The organism is Enterobacter sp. ZOR0014 (assembly GCF_000798855.1).
Classification (GTDB): domain Bacteria; phylum Pseudomonadota; class Gammaproteobacteria; order Enterobacterales; family Enterobacteriaceae; genus Enterobacter; species Enterobacter kobei.
In genome coordinates, this window is the sequence record NZ_JTLF01000307.1 from 90898 (window position 1) to 115629 (window position 24732).

General features: G+C 54.6%; 24 protein-coding genes and 2 pseudogenes. 18 read left to right on the plus strand and 8 right to left on the minus strand.

From position 1 onward, the window contains the following. Positions 1-2 precede the first annotated feature (2 nt). Both rspA and L977_RS16820 read right to left on the minus strand, forming a co-directional pair. Positions 3-1217 (minus strand): starvation-sensing protein RspA, encoded by a 1215-nt coding sequence (gene rspA / locus L977_RS16815; protein WP_014883675.1) that lies wholly within the window; start codon positions 1215-1217, stop codon positions 3-5. Positions 1218-1327: 110 nt separating this feature from the next. Further along, positions 1328-1654 (minus strand): YnfA family protein, encoded by a 327-nt coding sequence (locus L977_RS16820; RefSeq protein ID WP_047626287.1) that lies wholly within the window; start codon positions 1652-1654, stop codon positions 1328-1330. A gap of 152 nt (positions 1655-1806) precedes the next feature. Between L977_RS16820 and L977_RS16825 the strand changes: the two genes are divergently transcribed. Together L977_RS16825 and speG are read left to right on the plus strand one after the other, a co-directional pair. Continuing rightward, positions 1807-2145 carry a DUF1283 family protein gene (locus tag L977_RS16825; protein ID WP_008502414.1) on the plus strand — a complete coding sequence of 113 codons (339 nt, stop codon included), beginning with the start codon at positions 1807-1809 and terminating at the stop codon, positions 2143-2145. Continuing rightward, positions 2145-2705 (plus strand): spermidine N1-acetyltransferase, encoded by a 561-nt coding sequence (gene speG, locus L977_RS16830; RefSeq protein WP_014883673.1) that lies wholly within the window; start codon positions 2145-2147, stop codon positions 2703-2705. The genes L977_RS16825 and speG overlap by 1 nt, the downstream gene beginning before the upstream one ends. A 100-nt stretch (positions 2706-2805) precedes the next feature. On the opposite strand, the gene L977_RS16835 is transcribed toward speG, so the two are convergent. Continuing rightward, complete coding sequence (locus L977_RS16835; protein ID WP_047626289.1) at positions 2806-3516, minus strand: YnfC family lipoprotein; 711 nt, start codon at positions 3514-3516, stop codon at positions 2806-2808. 106 nt (positions 3517-3622) lie between these two features. Between L977_RS16835 and L977_RS16840 the strand changes: the two genes are divergently transcribed. The 5 genes from L977_RS16840 to L977_RS25035 all read left to right on the plus strand — a co-directional run bounded on the left by L977_RS16840 (position 3623) and on the right by L977_RS25035 (position 9125). After that, complete coding sequence (locus L977_RS16840) at positions 3623-3916, plus strand: DUF1161 domain-containing protein (protein ID WP_023330302.1); 294 nt, start codon at positions 3623-3625, stop codon at positions 3914-3916. A 131-nt stretch (positions 3917-4047) separates the two neighbouring features. Next, positions 4048-6486, plus strand: a complete 2439-nt coding sequence (gene ynfE, locus L977_RS16845) for a selenate/tellurate reductase subunit YnfE (RefSeq protein WP_047626291.1) — start codon at positions 4048-4050, stop codon at positions 6484-6486. Positions 6487-6579: 93 nt separating this feature from the next. Further along, positions 6580-7194: a Tat proofreading chaperone DmsD gene (gene dmsD, locus L977_RS16850; RefSeq protein WP_014883669.1), complete on the plus strand. Its 615-nt coding sequence runs from the start codon at positions 6580-6582 to the stop codon at positions 7192-7194. Positions 7195-7632: 438 nt separating this feature from the next. Beyond that, on the plus strand, positions 7633-8751 hold the full coding sequence (gene asd, locus L977_RS16855; RefSeq protein ID WP_047344086.1) for an aspartate-semialdehyde dehydrogenase: 1119 nt from the start codon (positions 7633-7635) through the stop codon (positions 8749-8751). A gap of 149 nt (positions 8752-8900) precedes the next feature. Continuing rightward, positions 8901-9125, plus strand: coding sequence for a hypothetical protein (locus L977_RS25035; protein ID WP_014883667.1), 225 nt, complete (start codon positions 8901-8903; stop codon positions 9123-9125). Positions 9126-9165: 40 nt separating this feature from the next. Here L977_RS25035 and L977_RS16865 read toward each other — a convergent pair. Next, positions 9166-9408: pseudogene (locus L977_RS16865) on the minus strand (MipA/OmpV family protein); the annotation flags it as partial. A gap of 42 nt (positions 9409-9450) precedes the next feature. On the opposite strand from L977_RS16865, the pseudogene L977_RS25040 reads away from it, so the two are divergent. Together L977_RS25040 and L977_RS16875 are read left to right on the plus strand one after the other, a co-directional pair. Further along, positions 9451-9666: pseudogene (locus tag L977_RS25040) on the plus strand (sensor histidine kinase); the annotation flags it as partial. Between the two features lie 198 nt (positions 9667-9864). After that, positions 9865-10344, plus strand: a complete 480-nt coding sequence (locus L977_RS16875) for an RrF2 family transcriptional regulator (protein WP_023330297.1) — start codon at positions 9865-9867, stop codon at positions 10342-10344. Positions 10345-10409: 65 nt separating this feature from the next. On the opposite strand, the gene oqxB is transcribed toward L977_RS16875, so the two are convergent. Then, on the minus strand, positions 10410-13562 hold the full coding sequence (gene oqxB / locus L977_RS16880) for a multidrug efflux RND transporter permease subunit OqxB (RefSeq protein WP_047626295.1): 3153 nt from the start codon (positions 13560-13562) through the stop codon (positions 10410-10412). Positions 13563-13586: 24 nt separating this feature from the next. Next, positions 13587-14762, minus strand: coding sequence for an efflux RND transporter periplasmic adaptor subunit (locus L977_RS16885; protein WP_045269516.1), 1176 nt, complete (start codon positions 14760-14762; stop codon positions 13587-13589). 336 nt (positions 14763-15098) lie between these two features. Here L977_RS16885 and L977_RS16890 point away from each other — a divergent pair, with 336 nt between their 5' ends. Further along, the gene (locus L977_RS16890) at positions 15099-15452 is read left to right on the plus strand and encodes a helix-turn-helix domain-containing protein (RefSeq protein WP_014883647.1); all 354 of its coding nucleotides are present in this window, start codon (positions 15099-15101) and stop codon (positions 15450-15452) included. Between the two features lie 69 nt (positions 15453-15521). After that, a complete protein-coding gene (locus L977_RS16895) occupies positions 15522-15836 on the plus strand; it encodes a YebG family protein (protein ID WP_014883646.1) in 315 nt (104 codons plus the stop codon). A gap of 11 nt (positions 15837-15847) precedes the next feature. On the opposite strand, the gene catA is transcribed toward L977_RS16895, so the two are convergent. Together catA and L977_RS16905 are read right to left on the minus strand one after the other, a co-directional pair. Further along, entirely contained in the window at positions 15848-16522 is a 675-nt protein-coding gene (gene catA / locus L977_RS16900; RefSeq protein WP_047626298.1) for a type A chloramphenicol O-acetyltransferase, read from the minus strand. 112 nt (positions 16523-16634) lie between these two features. Then, complete coding sequence (locus L977_RS16905; RefSeq protein ID WP_032636721.1) at positions 16635-17519, minus strand: LysR family transcriptional regulator; 885 nt, start codon at positions 17517-17519, stop codon at positions 16635-16637. A gap of 114 nt (positions 17520-17633) precedes the next feature. Here L977_RS16905 and L977_RS16910 point away from each other — a divergent pair, with 114 nt between their 5' ends. The 7 genes from L977_RS16910 to osmV all read left to right on the plus strand — a co-directional run bounded on the left by L977_RS16910 (position 17634) and on the right by osmV (position 24630). Beyond that, positions 17634-18761: an alpha/beta hydrolase gene (locus tag L977_RS16910; RefSeq protein WP_045134997.1), complete on the plus strand. Its 1128-nt coding sequence runs from the start codon at positions 17634-17636 to the stop codon at positions 18759-18761. A gap of 50 nt (positions 18762-18811) precedes the next feature. After that, the gene (locus L977_RS16915) at positions 18812-20011 is read left to right on the plus strand and encodes an MFS transporter (RefSeq protein ID WP_047626300.1); all 1200 of its coding nucleotides are present in this window, start codon (positions 18812-18814) and stop codon (positions 20009-20011) included. Positions 20012-20180: 169 nt separating this feature from the next. After that, complete coding sequence (locus L977_RS16920) at positions 20181-20924, plus strand: YoaK family protein (RefSeq protein ID WP_014883641.1); 744 nt, start codon at positions 20181-20183, stop codon at positions 20922-20924. 273 nt (positions 20925-21197) lie between these two features. Then, complete coding sequence (gene osmY / locus L977_RS16925; RefSeq protein ID WP_045134995.1) at positions 21198-21908, plus strand: osmoprotectant ABC transporter permease OsmY; 711 nt, start codon at positions 21198-21200, stop codon at positions 21906-21908. Positions 21909-21926: 18 nt separating this feature from the next. Beyond that, the gene (osmX, locus tag L977_RS16930) at positions 21927-22826 is read left to right on the plus strand and encodes an osmoprotectant ABC transporter substrate-binding protein OsmX (protein WP_047626301.1); all 900 of its coding nucleotides are present in this window, start codon (positions 21927-21929) and stop codon (positions 22824-22826) included. Between the two features lie 8 nt (positions 22827-22834). After that, positions 22835-23482, plus strand: a complete 648-nt coding sequence (gene osmW, locus L977_RS16935) for an osmoprotectant ABC transporter permease OsmW (protein ID WP_014883638.1) — start codon at positions 22835-22837, stop codon at positions 23480-23482. Further along, positions 23482-24630 (plus strand): osmoprotectant ABC transporter ATP-binding protein OsmV, encoded by a 1149-nt coding sequence (gene osmV, locus L977_RS16940; RefSeq protein WP_014883637.1) that lies wholly within the window; start codon positions 23482-23484, stop codon positions 24628-24630. Before osmW ends, osmV begins: the two co-directional genes overlap by 1 nt. Positions 24631-24732 lie beyond the last annotated feature (102 nt).

Below are 24732 nucleotides of genomic sequence, written 5' to 3' on the forward strand. Positions count from 1 at the left end.
GTTTACCAGTTCCACAGCGTACCGTCTTCAAGACGTGCCACCGGCAGGTACGCCGGATCGTACGGGTATTTCGCCGCCAGCTTCTCGTCAAACTCAATGCCCAGCCCTGGCTTGTCACCCGGGTGCATATAGCCGTTATCAAAGCGCCAGCTGTGCGGGAAGACGTCGAGCATTTGTTCGGAATAGCCCATATATTCCTGCACGCCAAAGTTCGGTACCCACAGGTCAAAATGCAGCGCGGCGGCATGACACACCGGCGACAGATCCGACGGGCCGTGCGAACCGGTACGTACCTGGTAGAGCGACGCAAAGTCAGCGATGCGACGCATGCCGGTGATGCCGCCCGCATGCGTGATTGTGGTGCGGATATAGTCGATAAGCTGCTCTTCGATAAGCTGCTTGCAGTCCCAGATGCTGTTAAACACCTCGCCCACCGCAATGGGCGTGACGGTGTGCTGGCGGATAAGACGGAAGCAGGCCTGGTTTTCGGCAGGCGTGGGATCTTCCATCCAGAACATACGGAAGTCTTCGATGCTCTTACCGAAGCGCGCCGCCTCAATGGGCGTCAGACGGTGGTGCATATCGTGCAGGAGGTGTTCATTGAAGCCAAATTTACTGCGCACCGCGTCGAACAGTTTGGGTGTGAAATCGAGATATTTCTCGGTCGACCAGAGCTGCTCTTCCGGCCAGTCGCCTTTGGTGGCAGGCTCGTAGGCCAGCCCTTTTCCTTTCGACATGCCGTAGGTGGTTTTCATACCCGGCACACCGCACTGCACGCGGATCGCCTTGAAGCCCATCTCTTTATGACGCGCGTAATCTTCCAGCACGTCGTCAATGGTGTGACCGGTCGTGTGGCAGTAGACCATCACGCCCTCACGGGAGGCGCCGCCCAGCAGCTGGTAGAGCGGCATATTGGCCGCTTTGGCTTTGATGTCCCACAGCGCCATATCCACGGCGGAGATGGCCGACATGGTGACCGGTCCGCGACGCCAGTAGGCGCCTTTATAGAAGAATTGCCAGATATCTTCGATACGGTGCGCGTCGCGACCAATTAACTGCGGGCAGAGGTGATCCTTCAGGTACGAAGCGACGGAGAGCTCGCGTCCGTTCAGCGTAGCGTCACCGAGGCCGACAATCCCGTCATCGGTGGTGATTTTAAGGGTGACAAAGTTCCGCCCCGGGCAGGTAACAAACACGTCAGCCGCGACAATCTTCATAATTCCTTTCCTTACATCGTTCGTTGTGATGTCGGAAATTTACTCAATTGCAATACTACCATACAAGTATAATGATCATAAAATCAGCTGGCGATCACAAAACCGGGGGCTCAGGCCCGCCCCCATCCCGCCACGATAATTAGCATCCCGCACAGAGCAATTAGCGCGCCGGCCCAGTCATATGCGCTAAGCCTGACGCCGTCCACCACGCGTAACCACAGCAGCGCGGTACAGACATATACACCGCCGTAGGCCGCGTAGACGCGCCCACTTGCTGCCGGATGCAGCGTTAAGAGCCAGACAAACAGGGCCAGCGCGACGCTCGCCGGGATTAGCAATAATGCGCTACCTCCCTTCTTCAGCCAGAGCCAGGGCAGGAAGCAACCGACGATTTCGCAGAGCGCGGTGGCAAAAAAAAGCAGCGTGGTTTTGAGCATATTTCACTTCAGGTGAGGATTTATTTAAACATCATACCCGATGATGGCGTTAACTTTTCCATACCTGCGCTGCGGGTATGCCGTCTTTTCTCTTTGGTGTAGAATCTGTAAGGGGTTACTTGATTATCTGCACCCATTTAAAAGGAAACGCTATGACAACATTAAGCAAACGCCTTTGTCTGACAGCCCTGCTGGCGCTGTCATCGTTCGCTTTTGCCGCCTCTGCGACAGCGGAAACCAGCAAACTCATTATTGAGTCTGGTGACAGCGCGCAAAGCCGCCAGAACGCCGCCATGGACAAAGAACAATGGAATGACACCCGTAGCCTTCGTCAGAAGGTCAACAAACGTGCTGAAAAAGAGTGGGATAAAGAAGATGTCGCTTTTGACGCACGCGATAAATGTCAGCAAAGTGCAAACGTCAATGCCTACTGGGAGCCTAACACTCTACGCTGCCTGGACCGTCGCACTGGCCGTACGGTAGCCCCATAATGTCGGCTTCGTGTGACGTTAAGCTCCGTCCGCTGGAGCGTGAAGATCTGCGCTTTGTCCATCAGCTCGACAACAACGCCAGCGTGATGCGCTACTGGTTCGAAGAGCCTTACGAGGCCTTTGTCGAGCTGTCGGATCTGTACGACAAACACATTCACGATCAGAGCGAACGTCGTTTTGTGGTGGAGTGTGGCGGCGAAAAAGCCGGGCTGGTGGAGCTGGTTGAAATCAACCACGTTCACCGTCGGGCAGAGTTCCAGATCATCATTTCGCCTGAGCACCAGGGGAAAGGCCTGGCCTCACGCGCGGCGAAGCTGGCGATGGATTACGGATTCAACGTTCTGAATCTCTACAAGCTGTACCTGATTGTGGACAAAGAGAACGAGAAAGCGATCCATATCTACCGCAAGCTGGGCTTTATGGTGGAAGGCGAGCTGATCCACGAGTTCTTTATCAACGGTGAATACCGCAATACCATCCGCATGTGCATCTTCCAGCATCAGCACCTGGCCGGGCATAAACCCTCAGGCGCCAGCCTGCTGAAACCAACCGCGCAGTGAGTTTGATGACAACCCCTGTCATCAACAATTGCGCCGTCTTTCTTGCCGGGTGGCGCTGCGCTTACCCGGCCTACATTGTGCAATAATATCAATACATTGCTCAGTAGTATTCAATCGTGTTTTTGATGGTGTACTTGCGCTCAACGGCGGGCTTGACGCTGTCATCGGTGATGATCAGATCGCAGCTCACCGGATTGTTGTGTCGATCGTAGTCGCAGCTCTGCTTCACGTTACCCAGCGGCTTGTCGTTTAACAAACTCACTGCCGAGTAATCCATCCTTTTGCGTACGTCTTGAGACGGTGTCGACTGGACAGACAGATGCTGATCCCCGGAGACGGTGGTTTTGCCCAACGGGTAACCATCGGCATCATAGCGGTATTTCACTTCCATCTCTTTGCCGTGCGCCGCCACCACGAAACCGTTATCGTCGGTATCCCACGTTACCCCGGCTGACGGCAGTTCGGCCAGCTGGCATTTCCCCTGCAGCTTCACTTTGCGCTGCTGGGTTTCGGCATCAATGTAGTAATTCGCATCCAGCACCAGCGCCACGCCGGTGTTGGCCTCCAGGTCGTGCAGTTCCAGCGTATCGAAACACCCTTCTGTCGACACGGTGCCCGTCACCCGTTTAGACACTTCGCCCTTCTCGTTGAACAGCGTCTGGGTAAAGTCTTTAACCGGGCCGCGCAGGGGGTCAAAATCAAATTCGTTCGAGAAACTCGCCATCTCCGGCGTAAACGACAGCGGTGCGGAGTTGTTGTCACACCCCACGAGAGTGGCTGCCAGGAGCGTTATCGCTGCATATTTCTTCACATTGATTACCGTACAGAGAGATTATTCCCAATCATATTAGCAAATACAGTTGTTTACACGAAGCCTGCTAAAATTAATGTCTACACACAGAGAAAAGGAGCGACAGATGAAACGGTTACCCTGGATTACCGCCCTGCTGTTAATGAGTGCTTCAACGGCCGCCCTGGCGGCACCCGATTCCTGCGAACGCGTGAAAAGCGATATTCAGCAGAAGATCATCAACAACGGCGTGCCGGAGTCAGGATTCACGCTGAACATTGTGCCGAACGATCAGGCCGATCAGCCGGACGCACAGGTGGTAGGCCATTGTGCCAACGACACCTTTAAAATTCTGTACACCCGCACAGGGAGCGGAGCGGCGTCCGCCAGTCAGGATAATGCGCCAACTGAACCGCAGTAATTTACCCTCAATCCCCTTTGATTTGATAAGGATTAATATTTACTACCCCTAAATCAGTAACACTCACCCCACCATTAGCCCGGTTATCATTTCGGGAAAAATAATACGCAATTACATTGGTGGGGTGAGCCATGTCCGATATCGAACATCACGGCGGGATTAGCCGTCGAACACTCGTGAAATCTACGGCGATAGGATCGCTGGCGTTCGCCGCCGGTAGCGTCTCATTGCCTTTTGGCGTGAAACGCGTTGCCGCCGCAGTGCAAAGCGCCACGAAACCTGCTGACGATAAAGTCGTCTGGGGCGCCTGCTCGGTTAACTGTGGCAGCCGCTGCGCATTGCGTCTGCACGTCCGCGACGATGAGGTGTACTGGGTCGAAACGGATAACACCGGCGAGGATATCTACGGCAATCACCAGGTTCGCGCCTGCCTGCGCGGACGTTCTATTCGCCGTCGCATCAACCACCCTGACCGTCTGAACTACCCGATGAAGCGCGTGGGCAAACGCGGTGAAGGCAAGTTCGAGCGTATCAGCTGGGATGAAGCGCTCAACACCATCACCGCCAGCCTGAAAGACGTGGTCGCCAGATACGGCAATGAATCGGTGTACATCAACTACTCCTCCGGGATTGTCGGCGGCAATATCACCCGCTCCTCCCCTTACGCGTCGCTGGTGGCGCGCCTGATGAACTGCTACGGCGGTTTCCTGAGCCACTACGGCACCTACAGCACGGCGCAAATCGCCTGCGCAATGCCTTACACCTACGGCAGCAATGACGGTAACAGCACCTCGGATATCGAAAACACCAAACTGGTGGTGATGTTCGGCAACAACCCGGCGGAAACGCGCATGAGCGGGGGCGGGATTACCTATTATCTTGAGCAGGCTCGCGAGCGGTCCAACGCGCGTATGATTGTCATCGATCCGCGCTATACCGACACGGCAGCCGGACGTGAAGATGAATGGATCCCAATTCGTCCAGGGACCGATGCCGCGCTGGTGGCCGGTCTGGCATGGGTAATGATTAACGAAAATCTGGTCGACCAGCCTTTCCTCGACAAGTACTGCGTCGGCTACGACGAAAAAACGCTGCCGGAAGGCGCGCCGGCTAACGCGCACTACAAAGCGTATATTCTCGGCCAGGGCGATGACGGAACGGCGAAAACCCCGGAGTGGGCCTCGCGCATTACGGGCATACCGGCCGATCGTATCGTTAAGCTTGCCCGGGAGATCGGTTCTGCGAAGCCAGCCTATATCTGCCAGGGCTGGGGTCCACAGCGTCAGGCGAACGGCGAATTGACGTCCCGCGCCATCGCGATGCTGCCGATCCTGACCGGCAACGTAGGGATCAACGGCGGTAACAGCGGCGCGCGTGAGTCGACGTACACCATCACCATCGAACGGATGCCGCTGCCGGAAAACCCGGTCAAAACGCAGATCTCCTGCTTTAGCTGGACGGACGCCATCGCCCGCGGACCGGAAATGACCGCCCTGCGCGACGGGGTGCGCGGTAAAGATAAGCTGGATGTGCCGATTAAGTTCATCTGGAACTACGCGGGTAACACCATCATCAACCAGCACTCCGATATCAATAAAACCCACGATATCCTGCAGGATGAGAGCAAGTGCGAAATGATTGTCGTCATCGATAATTTCATGACGTCGTCAGCGAAGTATGCCGATATCGTGTTGCCGGATTTAATGACCGTCGAGCAGGAAGATATTATTCCTAACGATTACGCCGGGAACATGGGTTACCTGATTTTTCTCCAGCCCGTCACCGCACCGAAGTTTGAACGCAAGCCCATCTACTGGATCATGAGTGAAGTGGCGAAACGTCTTGGGCCGGATATCCATCAGAAATTCACCGAAGGACGGACGCAAGCGCAATGGCTGCAGTATCTGTATGCCAAAATGCTCGAAAAAGACCCTCAACTGCCGTCCTATGATGAGCTGAAGAAAATGGGCATTTATAAGCGCAAAGATCCGAACGGACACTTTGTGGCGTATAAAAAGTTCCGCGAAAACCCGGAAGCCAATCCGCTGAAAACGCCATCGGGTAAGATTGAAATTTACTCGAGTAAGCTGGCTGAAATTGCAGCGACCTGGGAACTGGCAAAAGACGAAACCATCAGCCCTCTTCCCGTCTATGCCTCAACATTTGACGGTTGGGATGCCCCCGCGCGCGCGCAGTATCCTCTGCAGCTGTTTGGCTTCCATTTCAAAGCCCGTACCCACTCTAGCTACGGTAACGTTGACGTGCTGAAAGCGGCCTGCCGCCAGGAGGTCTGGCTTAATCCTCTCGATGCCGAAAAACGCGGCATTAAGAACGGCGATACGGTGCGCGTGTTTAACGATCGCGGTGAGGTGAGAATTGAAGCGAAAGTCACGCCTCGCATCATGCCCGGCGTGAGTGCCATGGGCCAGGGCGCCTGGCATGACGCCAATATGAATGGCGATCGTATCGACCACGGCTCCTGCATCAACACCCTGACGACCCATCGCCCGTCTCCGCTGGCCAAGGGCAACCCGCAGCACACCAACCTGGTACAGATTGAGAAGGTATAAGGGGTGAAACGGATGGCCGTGGTTTATTCTATGGTGTGTATTACTGATTAACACAGTCGCGCGGGCGTGCCCCGCGCAAGCAAGGAAGGTTTAATGAAAGACGTCTTACAGCGTGAATCGTTCGCGTTCAGCGCCCGGGTGCTGGGCGCGCTGTTTTATTTCGCTCCTGACAGCGAGCAGACTGCGCCCCTGGTACAGGCTCTTATCGCTGGCGAATGGGTTCAGGACTGGCCCCTGTCTCCGGAAACGCTGCAGCCCGTTGCCGATACCTTTGCCACGTCTTCCGATGAGCCGCTGACGGACGCCTGGCAACGGTTGTTTATTGGCCCTTATGCCCTGCCCGCGCCGCCGTGGGGTTCCGTATGGCTGGATCGCGAATCCGTGCTGTTTGGTGACTCAACCCTTGCGCTGCGCCAGTGGATGCGTGAAAACGGCATCGCTTTTGAGATGCAGCAGAACGAACCGGAAGATCATTTCGGTACCCTGCTGCTGCTGGCGGCGTGGCTGATTGAGAATGGCCGCGATTCGGAGTGCGACCAGCTCCTGGCGTGGCACCTGCTGCCGTGGAGTACCCGCTTCCTGTCGGTATTTGTCGACAATGCGGGTCATCCGTTTTACACCGCGCTGGGCAGGCTTGCGCAGCTGACGCTGGCGGACTGGCGATCCGCGCTGGTTATCCCTGTTGCGGAAAAGACGCTGTATCGCTAAGGGATGTGATGAGGTGTTGAGATTGTCCGCTTGCGGTCTTGCTTGTGCCGGAAGCGGATTTTTAAAAAAAGATAACAGATAAACCTCTTCATCCAGGCAGGTGAATTCCTCATTTTTATTTCCTCAACCTTAACCATTCAGAGCCCTTCTTAGCCCTTAATGAAAGCGACGTAATATGTGTGGCTCGTATGTCCGCAATTGTTCTAAATGCTTAACGCTCATTACTTATGTATGACGCGCCAGCCCATGATTATTTATTTAATACCCGGTGAATGTGAATTTTTTGTCTGATTTAGCTATAAAAATCACTGATGCCGTATGAAACATTTTAATAATGATTAAATCTGATGCCATACGTAATGACCTTCAACTTTAGATGCGATATAACGTCCCCCGAACACAAGTTAACAATATCATAACATTACAAAGGTTAAGCAAATGAAGCAGGTTGGCATCGTCGGTTGGCGAGGAATGGTAGGTTCTGTTTTGTTACAGCGAATGGTCGAAGAGAACGACTTCGACGGTATTTCTGTGCATTTTTACAGTACTTCAAGTGCAGGTGTCGCCGGTCCTGTCATTGGTGGCGTCGGCTATACGCTAAAAGATGCTAATTCAATCAATGCCCTGTCCGAAATGGATATCATTATAACCTGTCAGGGCGGTGATTATACTAAAGCAATATATCCTGATTTGATTGATCATGGCTGGAAAGGCTACTGGATTGATGCGGCCTCAGCGTTACGGATGGATGAGAAAGCCTGTATTATTCTCGACCCCGTCAATCGTTCTAATATTGATCGTGCAATCAAAGAAGGAATTAAACTTTTTGTGGGTGGCAACTGCTCCATCACCCTGAGTCTTATGGGGCTTGCTGGACTGATAAAGGCTGACTTAATCGAATGGATGAGCGTAATGACGTATCAGTCTGCATCAGGTGCAGGGGCTAAATATGTTAGAGAATTAATCGCTCAAAGCGCATATATCAGCCAGCATTTATCCTCAGATGAACTCATGTCATCAGGATCGGTGCTTCCTTTAGTCAATAAAGTCAGTGAGCTTATTAACAGTGCTGACATGCCCATCCAGAATTTCGGCGTACCTCTTATGGGCAGCATCATTCCATGGATTGATAGCGATTTAGGCGATGGGAATAGCCGCGAAGAGTGGAAAGGTGAGGCAGAAACGAACAAGATTCTTGGGCTTTCTCCAGGTACAATCCCGGTAAACGGTTTGTGTATTCGTGTCGGCGTGATCCGGTGCCATAGTGCTGCCATCACCCTGAAGCTCAAGCGTGAAGTCAGCGAAAAAGAATTCGCAAGCTTAGTAACGCATTCCCACCCCTGGGTTAACTACGTACCCAATAACAAGGATGAAAGTGTCAGTCGATTGACCCCAGCTTACATCAGCGGTTCGCTACAGGTTGGCGTTGGCCGTTACAAAAAAATGTCCCTGAATAATGACCCTATTTACTCGGTTCTGACGGTGGGCGATCAGCTATTATGGGGGGCGGCAGAACCGTTGCGCCGGATGTTGAATATTTTGCTTGGCAAAATATAAGTCGAATTTTACGAGTAAAACATCTCGTGACGGAATCACTGCAAATCCACCAGAGCGAAAACGAATATAACCCCTACATTTAGTGGTTGCTATGTGAAGGTAGTTCATCCATCCTGCTTGTAACCGCGGGCAGGACGGAGTCACATTTTGTGGGTAATCCAATCCTTGAGAAAACCATCGTCATCTTTCTTCTCATCTTGTGGATAATCAGTGCATTCAGGGCGAGGAAAAGAAAATGTTCTGACCCCGCTATTGAAGCAGCTGATGCCAGAGAACGCCATGAATGGCGCTATTTCAGATGGGGGTTCCGGACGATACAAGTGGCAGCGACAATATATATCTTTGTTCAGCTGTTTCAGGTATTAATGAGATAAGATACGTCACTTTCAAACTCCCCGTGGGCGACGTTTTTCGTTACACAATCGGGTTATCGCCTGCCTCTCCCGTCAACTGCGTTACGCCCGCTGCGGCAAGCACGCTCCAGCGGGCGGTGAGCTTGTGGTTCCAGTCAAGATCCATCGACCAGGCGTAAATCCCTGCGCCGGCGTCATGTCGGGCAAACCCCGATGCCGCCGACTGGGCATCGCTCACGCCGTAATACGTTTGCATATACTTGCTGGAGCCCCAACTGCTGGTCAGCGCCAGCGTTACCGCATTTTACGCACACCTGACTATATCTCCCCCTTAAAAGCCGTACCACTGCATAGTGAGGCGCGCATTGACGCCGCGAAGGAGTCCGTGCCGCTAACGTCGCTCATACCGGAGCGAATGGCCGAGCTGGAACCGTTAGCCTCAGCGCGCAGAATTGAACTGGAATTCTTCGCCGAGGAGAACATCCGGATTAGCGGCGTCAGGCAAAGTTTGATATCGCTGATAGACAATCTGATTGAAAATGCCGTGAAGTACAGCCCTGAGTGCGTCCGCAGAAGGTGGCCTCCTGGTGACGGTTGCCTTCCCGAACCGCACGTTTAGCTAAACCAGAACAGGGTGTTTGATCGCAAATGCCGCAGATTGCTTCAAAAAAATTACCCTATTTGTTATATTGTTGTTTATTGCTTATTCACCTCTGCGGTGCCAAAAAGAACAAGATTCACCGCGACCCAGGACAGAGAAATGTTAGATTACCGCTTCCCGACAGCTTTGCAGATGGTCCTCAGCGTAGCGATGGCGGAGCAATTAGGTAAACGTTCGACGAGTGGCGTTCTGGCCTACGGCCTGGAAGCCAACCCGAGCTTTATCCGCAAATTGATGGTTCCCCTTACGCGTGACGGAATTATCGTCTCCACGCTTGGCCGCAACGGCTCCATTCATCTTGGGCGCCCGCCGGAAGAGATCACCCTGCGTGACATCTACCTTTCGGTCACTGAAGATAAAAAGCTGTGGGCGTCGCGTCCTGACGTACCGGCTCGCTGTGTGGTCAGCGCTAACGCCTGCTGGTACTTTAAATCGGTATCCGAAGAAGCTGAGCAGGCTTCGCTGGCGGTATTAGCCCGACACACCGTGGCAAGCGCGCTGGAAGAGGTCAAAAAAGCCGATAGCAGCGGCTGCGATCCGGTACCTGAGCTTATGGCCCAGTATAAAGAAACGTTTTAACGGTTGATCTGATGTGAAAAAAAGCGCCTTACTGTGAAGGCGCTTTTTTGTTTTCTGCAACATCCCTATGCAGGCAGAACCTCCCTTTCCTCTTTACCGCGCGTAACGAATTTACGCAGCGTCACGTAAAACACCGGCGTCAGGAACAGACCAAACAACGTGACGCCCAGCATCCCGGAGAAGACCGTAATCCCGGTGACACCGCGCACTTCTGCGCCCGCGCCGTGGCCAAGGATCAGCGGAATGGTTCCGGCGATAAAGGCAATGGAGGTCATCACAATCGGGCGTAAACGCAGGCGGCAGGCCTCCAGCGCGGCTTCCATGATACCTTTGCCCTGAATTTCCAGCTCGCGGGCAAACTCCACGATAAGAATCGCGTTTTTACACGCCAGCCCCATCAGTACCACCAGCCCAACCTGCACGAACACATTGTTATCGCCACCGGTCAGCCAGACGCCAAACAGCGCGGACAACATTGTCATCGGCACGATAAGGATCACCGCCAGCGGCAGCGTCCAGCTTTCATACAGTGCCGCTAGCACCAGGAAGGCCAGCAGCACCGCGACCGGGAAGACGATCAGCGCCGTATTACCTTGTGTCGCCTGCTGGAAGCTCAGATCCGTCCATTCAATATTCATTCCGTTCGGCAATATCTGCTTAGACATACCTTCCAGCTGCGTCATCGCCTGGGCGGACGAGAGTACGCGCGGGTCGGCATCGCCAATCAGGTCTGCCGCCGGGTAGCCATTGTAGCGGATCACCGGATCCGGCCCGTAGGTGGTGCTGATATTAACCATACTGCCAATCGGCACCATTTCGCCCTGGTTATTACGGGTACGTAAGTTCGCAATATCCTCCACGCTCTCACGGTACGGTCCGTCGGCCTGCGCCATTACACGCCAGGTACGCCCGAACTGGTTGAAGTCATTCACATAAGACGAGCCCAGATAGGTTTGCAGCGTACCGAACAGATCGGTCAGCGACACGCCCTGCGCTTTCGCCTTGTCACGGTCAACCTGCACGTCCAGCTGTGGAACGTTGGCCTGGTAGGTCGAGATCGGGAAATGCATCCCCGGCGTCTGCATAATCGCACCGGACATGGTATTCACCGCGTTCTGCAATGCGCCATAGCCAAGACCGGCACGATCCTGAATGTAGAGGGAATAGCCCGACCCCTGCCCCAGCCCCAAAATCGGCGGCGGCAGAATGGAGAAGCCAAAGCCCTGCTGGATTTGCGCAATTTTCGCGTTGATTTCAGCGTTAATTTCCGCAGCACTGTGTTTACGCTGGTCGAACGGCTTCAGGCCAAAGAAGACCGTTCCGGTGTTCGGCGTATTGGTGAACTGCAGCGCATTCAGACCCGGGAAAGCAACCGCATAGTCCACGCCTTCGGTATTCATCCCGATTTCGCTCATTTTGCGGATCACCGCATCAGTACGCGCCAGCGACGAGCCTTCGGGCATTTTCACACCACCAATCAGGTACAGCTTATCCTGTGTCGGAATAAAGCCACCGGGAACCGCTTTAAACATGACGCCTGCGGCACACAGCAGCAGCAGATACACCACAAACACCGCGCCACGTCGGCCAAGCGTTTTACCCACCAGCCCCTGATAGCCAGTCGAGCTACGGTGGAAAAAGCGGTTAAACGGTCGGAAAATCCAGCCGAACAGACGATCGATAAGCCGGGTCGGGAAATCTTTCGGTGCGCCGTGCGGTTTTAACAGCAGAGCAGCCAGCGCTGGCGAGAGCGTCAGCGAGTTGATAGCGGAGATCACCGTCGAAATGGCAATCGTTACCGCAAACTGTTTGTAGAACTGGCCGGTGACGCCAGAAAGGAACGCCATCGGCACAAACACCGCGCACAATACCAGCGCAATCGCGATAATCGGCCCGGACACTTCACGCATCGCCTGATGCGCCGCCGCAAGCGGAGCAAGCCCCTCTTCGATATTTCGCTCGACGTTTTCCACCACCACGATGGCATCATCCACCACGATACCGATAGCCAATACCAGCCCGAACAAACTCAGGGTATTAAGCGAAAAGCCCAGCAGGTAGAGAACGCTGAACGTCCCCACGACCGAGACCGGCACCGCGATCAGCGGAATGATCGACGCACGCCAGGTTTGCAGGAAGAGGATCACTACCAGTACGACCAGCACTACCGCTTCCAGCAGCGTTTGCACCACCGCACGGATAGAATCGCGCACGAATACCGTCGGATCGTAAGGTGCCGCCCACTTCATATCTTCCGGGAAACGGGTGGACAGTTCCGCCATTTTAGCGCGCACCGCGTTAGACAGATCGATGGCGTTTGCGCCAGGAGACTGGAAGATACCGATCCCGACCGCGTCTTTATTGTTAAGCTGCGAACGCAACGCATAGCTGCCCGATCCCATTTCAATACGCGCCACGTCGCGCAGGCGTACCAGCGACCCGTCCTGAGACGTTTTGAGAATGATATTGCCAAACTCTTCTTCGGTATGCAGACGCCCCTGGGCGTTAATGGAGATCAGGAAATCGCTCTCCTTCGGCAGCGGCTCGGCGCCCAGCTGCCCGGCCGATACCTGCACGTTTTGCTCCTGCATCGCCGTGACGACATCCGAGGCGGTCAGCCCGCGCGCCGCTACTTTATTGGGATCCAGCCAGACGCGCATCGCGTATTCGCCTGAGCCAAAAATCTGGATCTGGCCGACACCGGGCAGACGCGCCAGTTCGTCCTTCACTTTCAGCGTGGCGTAGTTGCGCATATACAGAGAGTCATATTTACCGCCAGGCGAAAACAGATGCACCACCAGAGTCAGCGTAGGAGACTGTTTCTGCGTCGTGATGCCCAGACGGCGCACATCCTCCGGCAGACGCGCCTCGGCCTGCGCCACGCGGTTTTGTACCTGAACCTGCGCCTGATCCGGGTCGGTTCCCGGACGGAAAGTGACGGTCGTCACCAGCACGCCATCAGAACCCGCGACGGATTTCATGTACATCATGTTCTCAACGCCGTTGATCGCCTCTTCCAGCGGCGTCGCCACGGTCTCAGCAATCACTTTCGGGTTGGCGCCCGGGTACTCCGCGCGCACCTGCACGCTTGGCGGTACGACATCAGGGTATTCGCTCACCGGCAACAGCGGGATGGCGATTAATCCTGTGATAAAAATCAGAATCGACAGGACGGCAGCGAAAATCGGCCTGTCGATAAAAAAGCGGGAAAAGTCCATGGGTAGGATTCTCAGGTCAGATGATCAGTTGAGGGCGGTGCTGGCGGTCATGGCGACGGTTTTCGCGTTAACCGGCATACCCGGCATAAACACTTTTTGTAAACCATCGACGATGACTTTATCGCCGGGTTTCAGCCCCTGCTGCACGATGCGTAAGCCGTCCGCCAGGCGCCCTGGCGTAATATCGCGTCGCTGTGCTTTGCCCTCTTTATCCACGATATAAACATATTTGCGATCCTGATCGGTCAGCACCGCTTTGTCGTCAATCAGCGTGGCCTGGAATTCAGCGCTGCCCGGCAGGCGAACGCGAGCGAAGAGGCCCGGCGTGAACTGACGCTGCGCGTTATCCAGCAGCGCGCGCATACGGATCGTGCCGGTACTCGGCGCCAGCTGATTATCCAGGAAATCCACTTTGCCCTGATGGGGATACCCCTCCTCACCCGCCAGGCCAATTTCAACCGGTAGTGCAGTGTGATTGCTGGACGCCCCCTGCCCGCTGCGGGCGAGGTTTTGATAGTGGAGGTAGGTTGACTCATCCACGTCAAAGTAGACGTAAACCGTCTTCTGCGAGACCAGCGTTGTCAGCACGCTGGCGCTGTCGCCCGCCGTGACCAGATTACCGCTGGTGATCAACGCGCGGCTGGCACGGCCATCAATCGGTGCCGTTACTTTCGTGAAATCGAGGTTAAGCTGAGCGGCGTCTACCGCAGCCTGCGCGGCGCGAATATCGGCCTGCGCCTGAATGGCGGCCGCACGGCGCTGCTCCCACTCTTCACGGGATACCAGGTTGGTATTGATGAGTTTATCGGTACGGTTAGCCTCGCTTCGGGCCAGGCTGGCCTGCGTTTTGGCTCTCTCCAGCGTCGCCTGCGCCTGCTCCAGCGCGGCACGATAGGTTCTGTCATCAATCGTGAACAGCACCTCACCCTTTTTCACCTCCTGGCCGTCGGTGAAATTCACTTTGTCGATATAGCCAGAGACGCGGGGGCGAAGCTGAACGCTCTCCACGGCTTCGATCCGGCCGTTAAAGCTATCCCACTGACTAATGGATTTCACAACCACATCAGCAGCATTGACGGCGGGCGCAGGTGGTGCAGCATTTTGCGCGGCGCTGTTATCACATCCGACAAGCAACAGGGAGAGCAATATCGCTCCCAGCGCATGCAGAGGTTCGTTTCCCCAGGTTTTTTGCAGGCTCATTATTTTTATTCCGGTAATTGTAGCCGCCGGGCAAGACGCGGCAGGAGGCACCGCGCCACTTCCTTTGTCCGGGCTGGCTTAAGGCCATTTGTGTCGTTCATCGCCACAAAACTGTAACAGTTGCGAATACACTATTCGCGGCGATTGTAGGAAGGCGCTTAACTAAGTGCAAGAATAATTGTTGCACTTTATGTGCTATTCGATCGGATGTTAAAAAGACCCGTTTCAGGTAAGGATTTAAATGCAACAATAAAACTTGCAATTGCTGCAAAAACGCGCCACCTTTAAATGCAACAGATAAAGATACCATTTAACAGGCTGCGTGGAGGTAACCCGATGAACACGGGCGCATTTATGCATGATTTACTCGACTGGATTGACAACAACCTTGATAGCCGTCTGGATATTGAGTCCGTCGCCAGGCGCTCCGGCTATTCGAAATGGCACCTTCAGCGCCTGTTTAAAGAACATACGGGCTACCCTCTCGCCGGGTACATTCGCGCGCAAAAGCTGCAAAAATCCGTTGAGCGCTTAACCCACAGCGACGAACCGATTCTGAACGTGGCGATCGCGTTGGGTTTTGACTCTCAGCAATCCTTCAACCGCAGTTTTAAACGGCAATATGGCCAGGCTCCAGGCGCATGGCGGCGCAGTGTGGCCTGCCGTGAAACCCAGCAGGCGCACACGTAACGCACATTTTGCTGCAACTTTTTCCGGCCTCTGTTATACTGTACATAAATACAGTATGAGAGGTGCGTGATGGCTGTTGAAACAAAATATGTTGTCGTAAGAAAAGGTGAAGAGAAAATGACATTTGCCAGTAAGAAAGAGGCTGACGCTCACGACAAACTGCTTGATATGGCAGAGGCGTTTACCGACTGGCTTTTGCAAAGCGGAATGCAGATGGATGAAACGCAGGCTGAAGATCTTGGCCTGTATCTCGCCGAGCAGAAAGATGCCGTGCAGCATATTTTGCGAACCAGTAAGCTCCCGGCTCTTGATACCCCTGCTGACGATAAAACCGAGTCAGGTGCAGCTGACAGTAAAAAAATCAGGGCGGTTAAAGCGGCCTGATGGCCACATCATCATTCCTGTTGCCCGGTCTGCTGTGGTAACGCATCGCAGACCTCTTGTAACTCATTAAAAAACCTTGCCACATGGAAACCATCGCAGACAGAATGATGTACCTGAACGGCGAGAGGTAATAATACCCTGCCCGCTTGCTCGTAATATTTTCCAAGCGTAAACATAGGGGCAAAAAAGTTTTTCATATTAGCCACGCTAACGCTGAAGCTCGTAAAACTTACCCACGGAATGCCGGATATAAAAAAGATATTTTCCCTGGATTCTTCTTTTGGCCAATACGCAAGTTTATCGCCATAGCGAGCCATGTCTTCAGAATAGGTTTTCTGAAAGTGCTGTATATCGCCATCGTAATGACTCCATAATGATGAAAAGGTCTCTGTTTCATTATGGAAAATCGTATAATTTGGATGAATTTCATTCCATATGACAAGCTCATTGTCCTTCATGGCCATACGGAATTCTGGGTGACGGTTAACGACTTTAGCAACGAGAAAAATAATCGTCGGATAAAACTTCCAGCCAACGTTTTTAATATGGCTTAGCAGCACGGTAATATCGACCAACACCGTCTGGTTAAACGTCGATTGAGCAAACCCCTGAAATACCTCAAAATGCTCCTTTCTTGCCCAACGGGATAAATCAACAGCCGTATATTCCGGGATTATTTTTTCCATTTTTAAGCCTTTGTTGAGCAAGCAGATCTTGACGTTAGCCTAAGTTTTTTTCCTGACTTAAGCAAGCAGGGGCCTGCAGTTCACATGTCGAAGAAAAACACGTTCACAGAAATTACATTTTCAGCGTATCAATAACGGCCCTCAAAGCCGGCGATACGTTGCGGTGCGGATAATAAAGATACAGCCCGTCCATGCGCAGGCTATAGCGCTGCAATACGCGGATAAGCGTTCCTTTTTCAAGATCATCAGCCACCAGCTCAAGCGGAACATAAGCCAGCCCAAGCCCAAGACGGGCGGCTTGGGCTTCCATATAGCTGTCTGACAATGCCCACTGCCCTTCTGGCCGATGGGTGATTTTTTTCCCGTCCTCGACCAGTTCCCACTGATAATCACTTCCATCAGCAAACTGATAGGCAATGCAGGGATGCGCCACTAAATCAGCTGGCGTCTGGGGAAAACCATAACGCCTGAAGTGCCCCGGTGCAGCCACTACGGCCATTTCCATATCGGGCGTGATGCGCACCGCAATCATTCCCTGACTGACCTCAGCTCCCAGCCTGACACCCGCATCAAACCGCTCGGTGATGATGTCGACGAAGCGGCTTTCATTTATGAGTTCCAGCCTGATATCCGGGTAACGCTGTTTAAAAATGGCGAGCTTTGGCAGCAGGCATTTGTCGATGGCGTGCTGACTGGCGTTAATGCGCACCGTGCCGGACGGTGTCTGACGATAATGTGCGAGGGTCGCCAGACCCGAATCAAGTGCATCGAACGCGGATTCGGCTGTCTGATAGAGCTGCTCTCCGGCGTGGGTTAACGACAGCTTACGCGTGGTGCGAACGAGAAGCTGGACGCCCAACCGCTCCTCCAGCTCGCGCACCGAGCGGCTCACCCCGGATTGCGCCAGCCCAAGCCGCTGCGCAGCCGCGGTGAAACTTCCCTCCCGCACCACCTGCATAAACAGATACAGCTCATTGTAGTTTTCTCGCTTCGCCATTACGCCCCGCAATTCATAACAATTTGATATTAATTCTAGCAGATTATGGCCTCTAATCAGCACTCATTCTGCTAACTATAATGGCCGCAACACAACACCGCAGGGTATCGATACATGAAAACATTCACCCAAAAACTGTCTGTTGCGATGCTGCTATGCGCATCATTAAGTGGAGTGACAACCATGAGTTATGCAGAAGCCACCAATCCTAACGCCCCCGTCTCGATGGTTACAGCCTGGGACAAAACCTTTGCCAAAAGTGACCGGGTTGACCACCGTAAGGTCTCCTTCCAGAACCGTTACGGTATTACCCTGGTAGGCGATCTCTATCTTCCTAAAAACCGTGGCGACCGTAAGCTGGCAGCGATTGCCGTCAGCGGGCCATTTGGCGCGGTCAAAGAACAGTCCAGCGGTCTCTACGCGCAGACCCTGGCGGAAAAGGGGTTTGTAACCCTGGCGTTCGACCCTTCCTGGACGGGCGAAAGTGGCGGCCAGCCGCGCAACGTCGCGTCACCGGACGTCAACACCGAAGACTTTAGCGCCGCGGTTGATTTCCTGGGCGTGCAGAAAGAGGTCGACCGTAACCGCATTGGCATCCTTGGGATCTGCGGCTGGGGCGGTATGGCGCTGAATGCGGCATCCATGGATACGCGCATCAAAGCTGTCGCCACCAGCGTAATGTATGACATGAGCCGGGCGATGGGTCACGGCGTAGGCGACGGCAAAGATCGTTATTCTTCGGCAGATCGCCATGCTGTGCTGCAGTACCTGAATGAACAGCGCTGGAAGGATGCCGGGAACGGCACCTTTGCACAGGGCGGCCATGACATTTATGTTGACGAGAACGGCAAAGTGACCGCGTCAGAACGTATTCTGCCAGAAGCCTTGCCCGCCAACCCGAATCCGGTGCTGAAAGAGTTTTATGACTACTACCGCATGCCGCGTGGCTTCCACGCGCGTTCCGTCAACTCAACCGGCGCATGGACGGCAACTATGCCGCTCTCGTTCATGAACATGCCGCTGCTGAGCTATGCCGGAGAGATCGCTATCCCGACGCTTATCGTGACCGGCGAAAAGGCGCACTCCCGTTATTTCGCCGAAGATGCGTTTAACGCGGTCGGCAGCAAGCAGAAAGAACTGGTGATTGTCCCGGGCGCCAACCATGTCGATCTCTACGACAATGCTGCCGGGAAGATCCCATTCGCTCAGTTTGAACAATTCTTTAAAAACAGCCTGAAATAAACCTCCCTGCTGCCCGTTTCGACGGGCGGCTCTCTTCGCGAAATCAGACGATGTCCACATTAAACCACACCACTTCACAGCATGAGGAACATGCGTACTGGGGAGGCATTTTTGCCATGACCCTTTGCGTATTCGTCCTGATTGCCTCGGAATTTATGCCCGTGAGCCTGCTCACCCCGCTTGCCGCAGATTTAGGCGTGACGGAGGGGCTTGCAGGCCAGGGCATTGCTATCTCCGGCGCGCTGGCGGTACTGACCAGCCTCTTCCTCTCCCGGCTTGCCGGGAATATGAATCGTAAACACCTTCTGCTGGGCATGACGATACTGATGGCGCTCTCGGGGCTCATTATTGCCTTCGCCCAGAACTATCAGACGTATATGACCGGTCGCGCGCTGATCGGCATCGCCATCGGCGGGTTCTGGTCCATGTCGGCGGCAACGGCTATTCGCCTGGTTCCCCATCATCAGGTCACGCGCGCGCTGGCTATTTTCAACGGTGGTAACGCGCTGGCAACGGTCGTGGCCGCCCCGCTAGGCAGCTACCTGGGTGCAACCATTGGCTGGCGCGGTGCCTTCCTTTGTCTGGTGCCCGTGGCAATCGCCGCATTCCTGTGGCAGTACGTTAGCCTGCCAAATATGAGCGGGCGTAAAAACGGTGCGTCAGGTGAAGGCGTCTTTCGGCTATTTCGCCAGCCTGTCGTATCCGTCGGTCTGATAGCCTGCAGCCTGTTCTTTATGGGACAGTTTGCGCTGTTTACCTATGTGCGCCCATTTCTCGAGACCGTCACGCACGTCAGCGCCTCCGGGCTATCGCTGATTTTGCTCGCCATCGGCATTGCCGGATTTGTTGGCACCCTTCTCGTTACTCTGGTTCTGAACGCGGCGTTTTACCTGACGTTAATAGCGATTCCACTGCTGATGGCCGCCATCGCTGGCGCGTTGATTTTGACCGGGCATAACGTGTGGATTGTTGCCCTGCTGTCAGGCTTGTGGGGAATGCTGGCGACGGCAGCACCGACGGGCTGGTGGGCGTGGGTCGCCCGAACGCTACCGGAGGATGCCGAAGCGGGCGGAGGGTTAATGGTCGCGGTGATCCAACTCGCCATTGCACTGGGTTCAACGGCGGGCGGTATGGTGTTTGATCGCCTCGGCTGGCAGAGCACGTTTGCCCTGAGCGGCATAGTGCTGCTTTGTGCAGCTGCGTTGACGTTTATGCTTTCACGCCTCCGCGAAAGCGCCTCATGGAAATAACGGCGTAGCGTGAGGTTTCAGTTTGGAATACTTTTCGTAAGGATATTTTATTTAATTACTAAACCCTCAACGTCGCCAGAGGGAATAATAATTAAGCAATATCCTGGACAGCCCGTCGACACGCTTTGCTAGCCTGATTATTCAGGCAAAGCTCACCCCGGAGGTATTCTTGCTGATTAAACTCAAGAAAGAACGAACGCACCAGGAGGATCGCCGGCTTGCTCTCTGGCTGGCGACCTCAGCAGGTTTGCTCAACGCCATTGCCCTTGGGGCCTTTGGCTTTTTCCCCTCTCATATGACCGGCAACACCTCACAATTATCCAGCGAAGTCTCCTCCACCGATCTGAGCGATATCATTTTCTTTGGCTCGATTATTCTCTCCTTTGTGGCGGGTGCAATCCTTGCGCGTCTTATCGTGATATGGGGCATTATCCATAACGTCAGGCTGGTTTTTTGCCAAATCCTTTTTGTCGAAGGGATATTATTAACCGGCGTATCTCTCTACGAGATGTATTTCCATGCGCTCACCAGCAACCGCGAGATTATTATTTTCCTGTGCTGTCTGATGGGCATTCATAATTCAACCTCCACACAGCTTTCCGGCGGACGGGTGAGATCGACGCACATTACCGGCACGCTGACGGACGCGGGAATTTCCCTGGCCTCCGTCACGGTTGCCATGCTTCGCAGGGATTACTCCAAAGATACCGCGGCACAAAAAAGTCAGTTGAAAACCCACTTAACCACCCTTTTCTCGTTCATTACCGGGGGTATCGCCGGGTTACTGCTCTTCAGATGGGTTGGCTTCAACGCCATGCTGGCGCTCGGGTTGATGCTCTCCGTTGTCGCGACCGTATCGATTATCAGTATCTCAGTGCGTGTTCGCCGTGTACGCCCCCTACTCAGCAGATAAAGCTCTCAGGCAGGGTGACAGGAACATCGCGATACGTGACCCTGTCACTTTATGGGCTGCGCTTTAGGACTATTCTGCCTGCGCCATATTCAGCCCTTACGCCATAAGGCCTGACTTAAGGTTGTCACGCTTTTCATAGGGTTACTGATTTTCCCCCTTCGCTGGAACCCTTCCCAAACGCTTGCTATAGGTCAATTACCCCTGCCGAAACATGGCATAACAACAGGCAACCGGTGGTTGCTATAACGCATGCGCACAGGGAGACACACCGCAATGCACTCATTACTCAAACGTTCGCTGCTGTTTGTTGGCGCGATTATCATGGTTCTTGCCCTTCTCATCTGGGGGATCGGACTTGAGACAATCAAGGCGCGTCAGGTTGACCTGATTTATCTCGGGCAACAGCACATGATCCTGGTTTTCTCGTCGATGTTTTTTGCCCTGCTGGTCGGTATTCCGGCCGGTATCCTGCTGAGCCGCCCGGCCGCGCGGGGTATCGCCGAATATGTGATGCAAATTTTCAACGTGGGTAACACGCTGCCACCGCTGGCCGTGCTGGCCCTGGCGATGGTGGTGATTGGCATCGGCGATACGCCCGCCATCATCGCGCTGTTTCTTGCCTCGCTGCTGCCCATTGTGCGCAATACCTACGCGGGACTGTGTTCCGTTCCGGCCTCGTTACTTGAAGCCGCAAACGGGATCGGGATGACCAAATGGCAGCGTCTGCGTCAGGTTGAATTGCCCAACGCCTGGCCCGTCATGCTCTCCGGGATCCGCATCGCCACCGCCATCAACGTCGGTACCGCGCCGCTGGCCTTCCTGATTGGTGCCAGCAGCTACGGTGAGCTGATTTTCCCCGGCATCTACCTGAACGATTTTCCGACCCTGATCCTCGGCGCGGCGGCCACCGCCCTGTTCGCCCTGATCCTCGACACCCTGCTGGCGGCGCTGGGTCGCGTGATGAGCCCCCATCTCGCTCAATAACAATAACAAGGAGCTTTTATGAGACTGTTTTCCGGCCTGACGGCGCTGTGCGCCGCGGCGCTCTTCACCAGCCAGGCAATAGCAGCCCCGCTGATCCTGGCAACCAAAAGCTTTACCGAGCAGCATATTCTCTCGGCCATGACCGTGCAGTATTTACAGAAGAAAGGATTCCAGGTACAGCCGCAAACCAATATCGCCACGGTGATTTCCCGTAACGCGATGATCAACAAACAGATTGATATGACTTGGGAGTACACCGGCACGTCATTAATCATCTTTAACCACATCAACAAACGCATGTCGCCGCAGGAGTCTTACGAGACGGTGAAACGCCTCGACGCAAAGCACGGTCTGGTATGGCTTAAGCCCGCTGACATGAACAATACCTATGCTTTCGCCATGCAGCGCAAGCGCGCCGAGGCGGAACACATCAACACCATGTCAGAGATGGTGGCGAAGATTGAGCAGATCCGTCAAACCAACCCGGACAAAAACTGGCTGCTGGGCCTGGACCTGGAATTTGCCGGGCGCAGCGACGGCATGAAGCCGCTGCAGGCCGCCTATAACATGACGCTGGACCGCCCGCAGATCCGTCAGATGGACCCGGGACTGGTCTATAACGCGGTGCGCGACGGCTTTGTCGACGCCGGTCTGATTTACACCACCGACGGGCGCGTGAAGGGCTTTGACCTGAAGGTGCTGGAAGATGATAAAGGCTTCTTCCCGAGCTATGCGGTCACTCCGGTAGTGCGTAAAGACACGCTGGAGGCTAATCCGGGTCTGGAAGAGGCGCTCAATACCCTCTCCGCCCAGCTCAACAACGACGTTATCACCGAGCTGAACAAGAAGGTGGATATCGACCATCAGTCACCGCAGCAGGTCGCCCGTGATTTCCTGCGTAGCAAACAGTTGCTGTAGGAGGCGCTATGGATACCGTTCACTACATCCTGGATAACTGGGACTATCTGTTAACCCTGACGCTGCAGCACCTGTGGTTGGTGGCGCTGGCCGTGGGTTTAGCCATCCTCATCGGCGTCCCGCTGGGCGTTCTGATTGTCCGTCATAAATGGCTGGCAACGCCGGTACTGGGCATCGCTACCATCGTGCTGACCATTCCGTCCATCGCCCTGTTTGGTCTGATGATCCCGCTCTTTTCGCTGATCGGTCAGGGTATCGGCGCCCTGCCCGCGATTACGGCGGTGTTTCTCTACTCGCTGCTGCCGATTGTACGTAACACCCATACGGCGCTCGACAGCCTGCCGCCGGGGCTGCGTGAAGCCGGACGGGGCATCGGCATGACCTTCTGGCAGCGTCTGCGCTGGGTGGAAATCCCGATGGCGCTGCCGGTAATTTTCGGTGGGATCCGTACCGCCGTCGTCATGAATATTGGCGTGATGGCGATTGCCGCGGTAATCGGCGCGGGTGGCCTGGGCCTGCTGCTGCTCAACGGTATTGGCGGAAGTGATATTCGCATGTTGATTGCGGGCGCGCTGATGATTTGTCTTTTAGCTATTGTGCTCGACTGGCTGCTGCACCGTTTGCAGGTGGTTCTGACTCCAAAGGGGATTCGATAATGATAAAACTGGAAAACCTCACCAAACACTTTTCACAGAAGCACGGCCAGACCTTTAAGGCCGTCGATAACGTCAACCTGAACGTTCCCGAAGGGGAAATGTGTGTCCTGCTCGGCCCGTCCGGCTGTGGGAAAACCACGACCCTGAAGATGATTAACCGCCTTATCACACCCAGCAGCGGAACAATCCTCATTAACGGTGAAGACACCAGCGGGATGGACACGGTGACCCTGCGCCGCAATATTGGCTACGTGATCCAGCAGATTGGCCTGTTCCCGAACATGACTATCGAAGAGAACATCACCGTTGTACCGCGCATGCTGGGCTGGGATAAAGCGCGCTGCAAAACCCGCGCCGAAGAGCTGATGGATATGGTGGCAATGGATCCGCGTAAGTTTCTTAGCCGCTATCCGCGCGAGATGTCCGGCGGCCAGCAGCAGCGTATCGGCGTCATCCGCGCCCTGGCGGCGGATCCTCCGGTACTGCTGATGGATGAACCGTTCGGCGCGGTGGACCCCATCAACCGCGAGGTGATCCAGAACCAGTTCCTGGAGATGCAGCGCAAGCTGAAGAAAACGGTGATGCTGGTCAGCCACGATATTGATGAAGCCCTGAAGCTCGGCGACCGAATCGCAGTCTTCCGTCAGGGGAAAATCGTGCAGTGTGCCAGCCCGGATGAACTGCTGGCAAAACCGGCCAATGAATTTGTCGGCTCGTTTGTTGGTCAGGACAGGACGCTGAAGCGGCTGCTGCTGGTCTCCGCAGGAGACGTCACCGACCAGCAGCCGACCATTACGGCGCGGAGCTCAACGCCGCTTCCTGAAGCCTTTGCCACGATGGACGACAATGACATTCGCGCAATTACCGTGGTCGACGAGCACGGAAAACCGCTCGGCTTTGTGAAACGTCGCGAAGCGCGCAACGCCAGCGGTACCTGTGCCGACATCCTGCATCCGTTCCGCATGACCGGCAAGGCGGAAGACAACCTGCGCGTCGTGTTGTCACGTCTGTATGAAAGCAATACCAGCTGGATGCCGATCGTGGATGAGGACGGGCGTTACAACGGCGAGATTTCGCAGGACTATATTGCCGAGTACCTGAGTTCCGGGCGTACGCGTCGGGCACTGAATATTCATAGCGACAGTTAACCCTTCTGGCCGGGCCTCGCCCGGCGCTTTCGCACGCATACCTTTTGCTAACCCCGCGATTTCCCGCCACAATATTGTATCGTTCCCCTGTAATCGCGACCC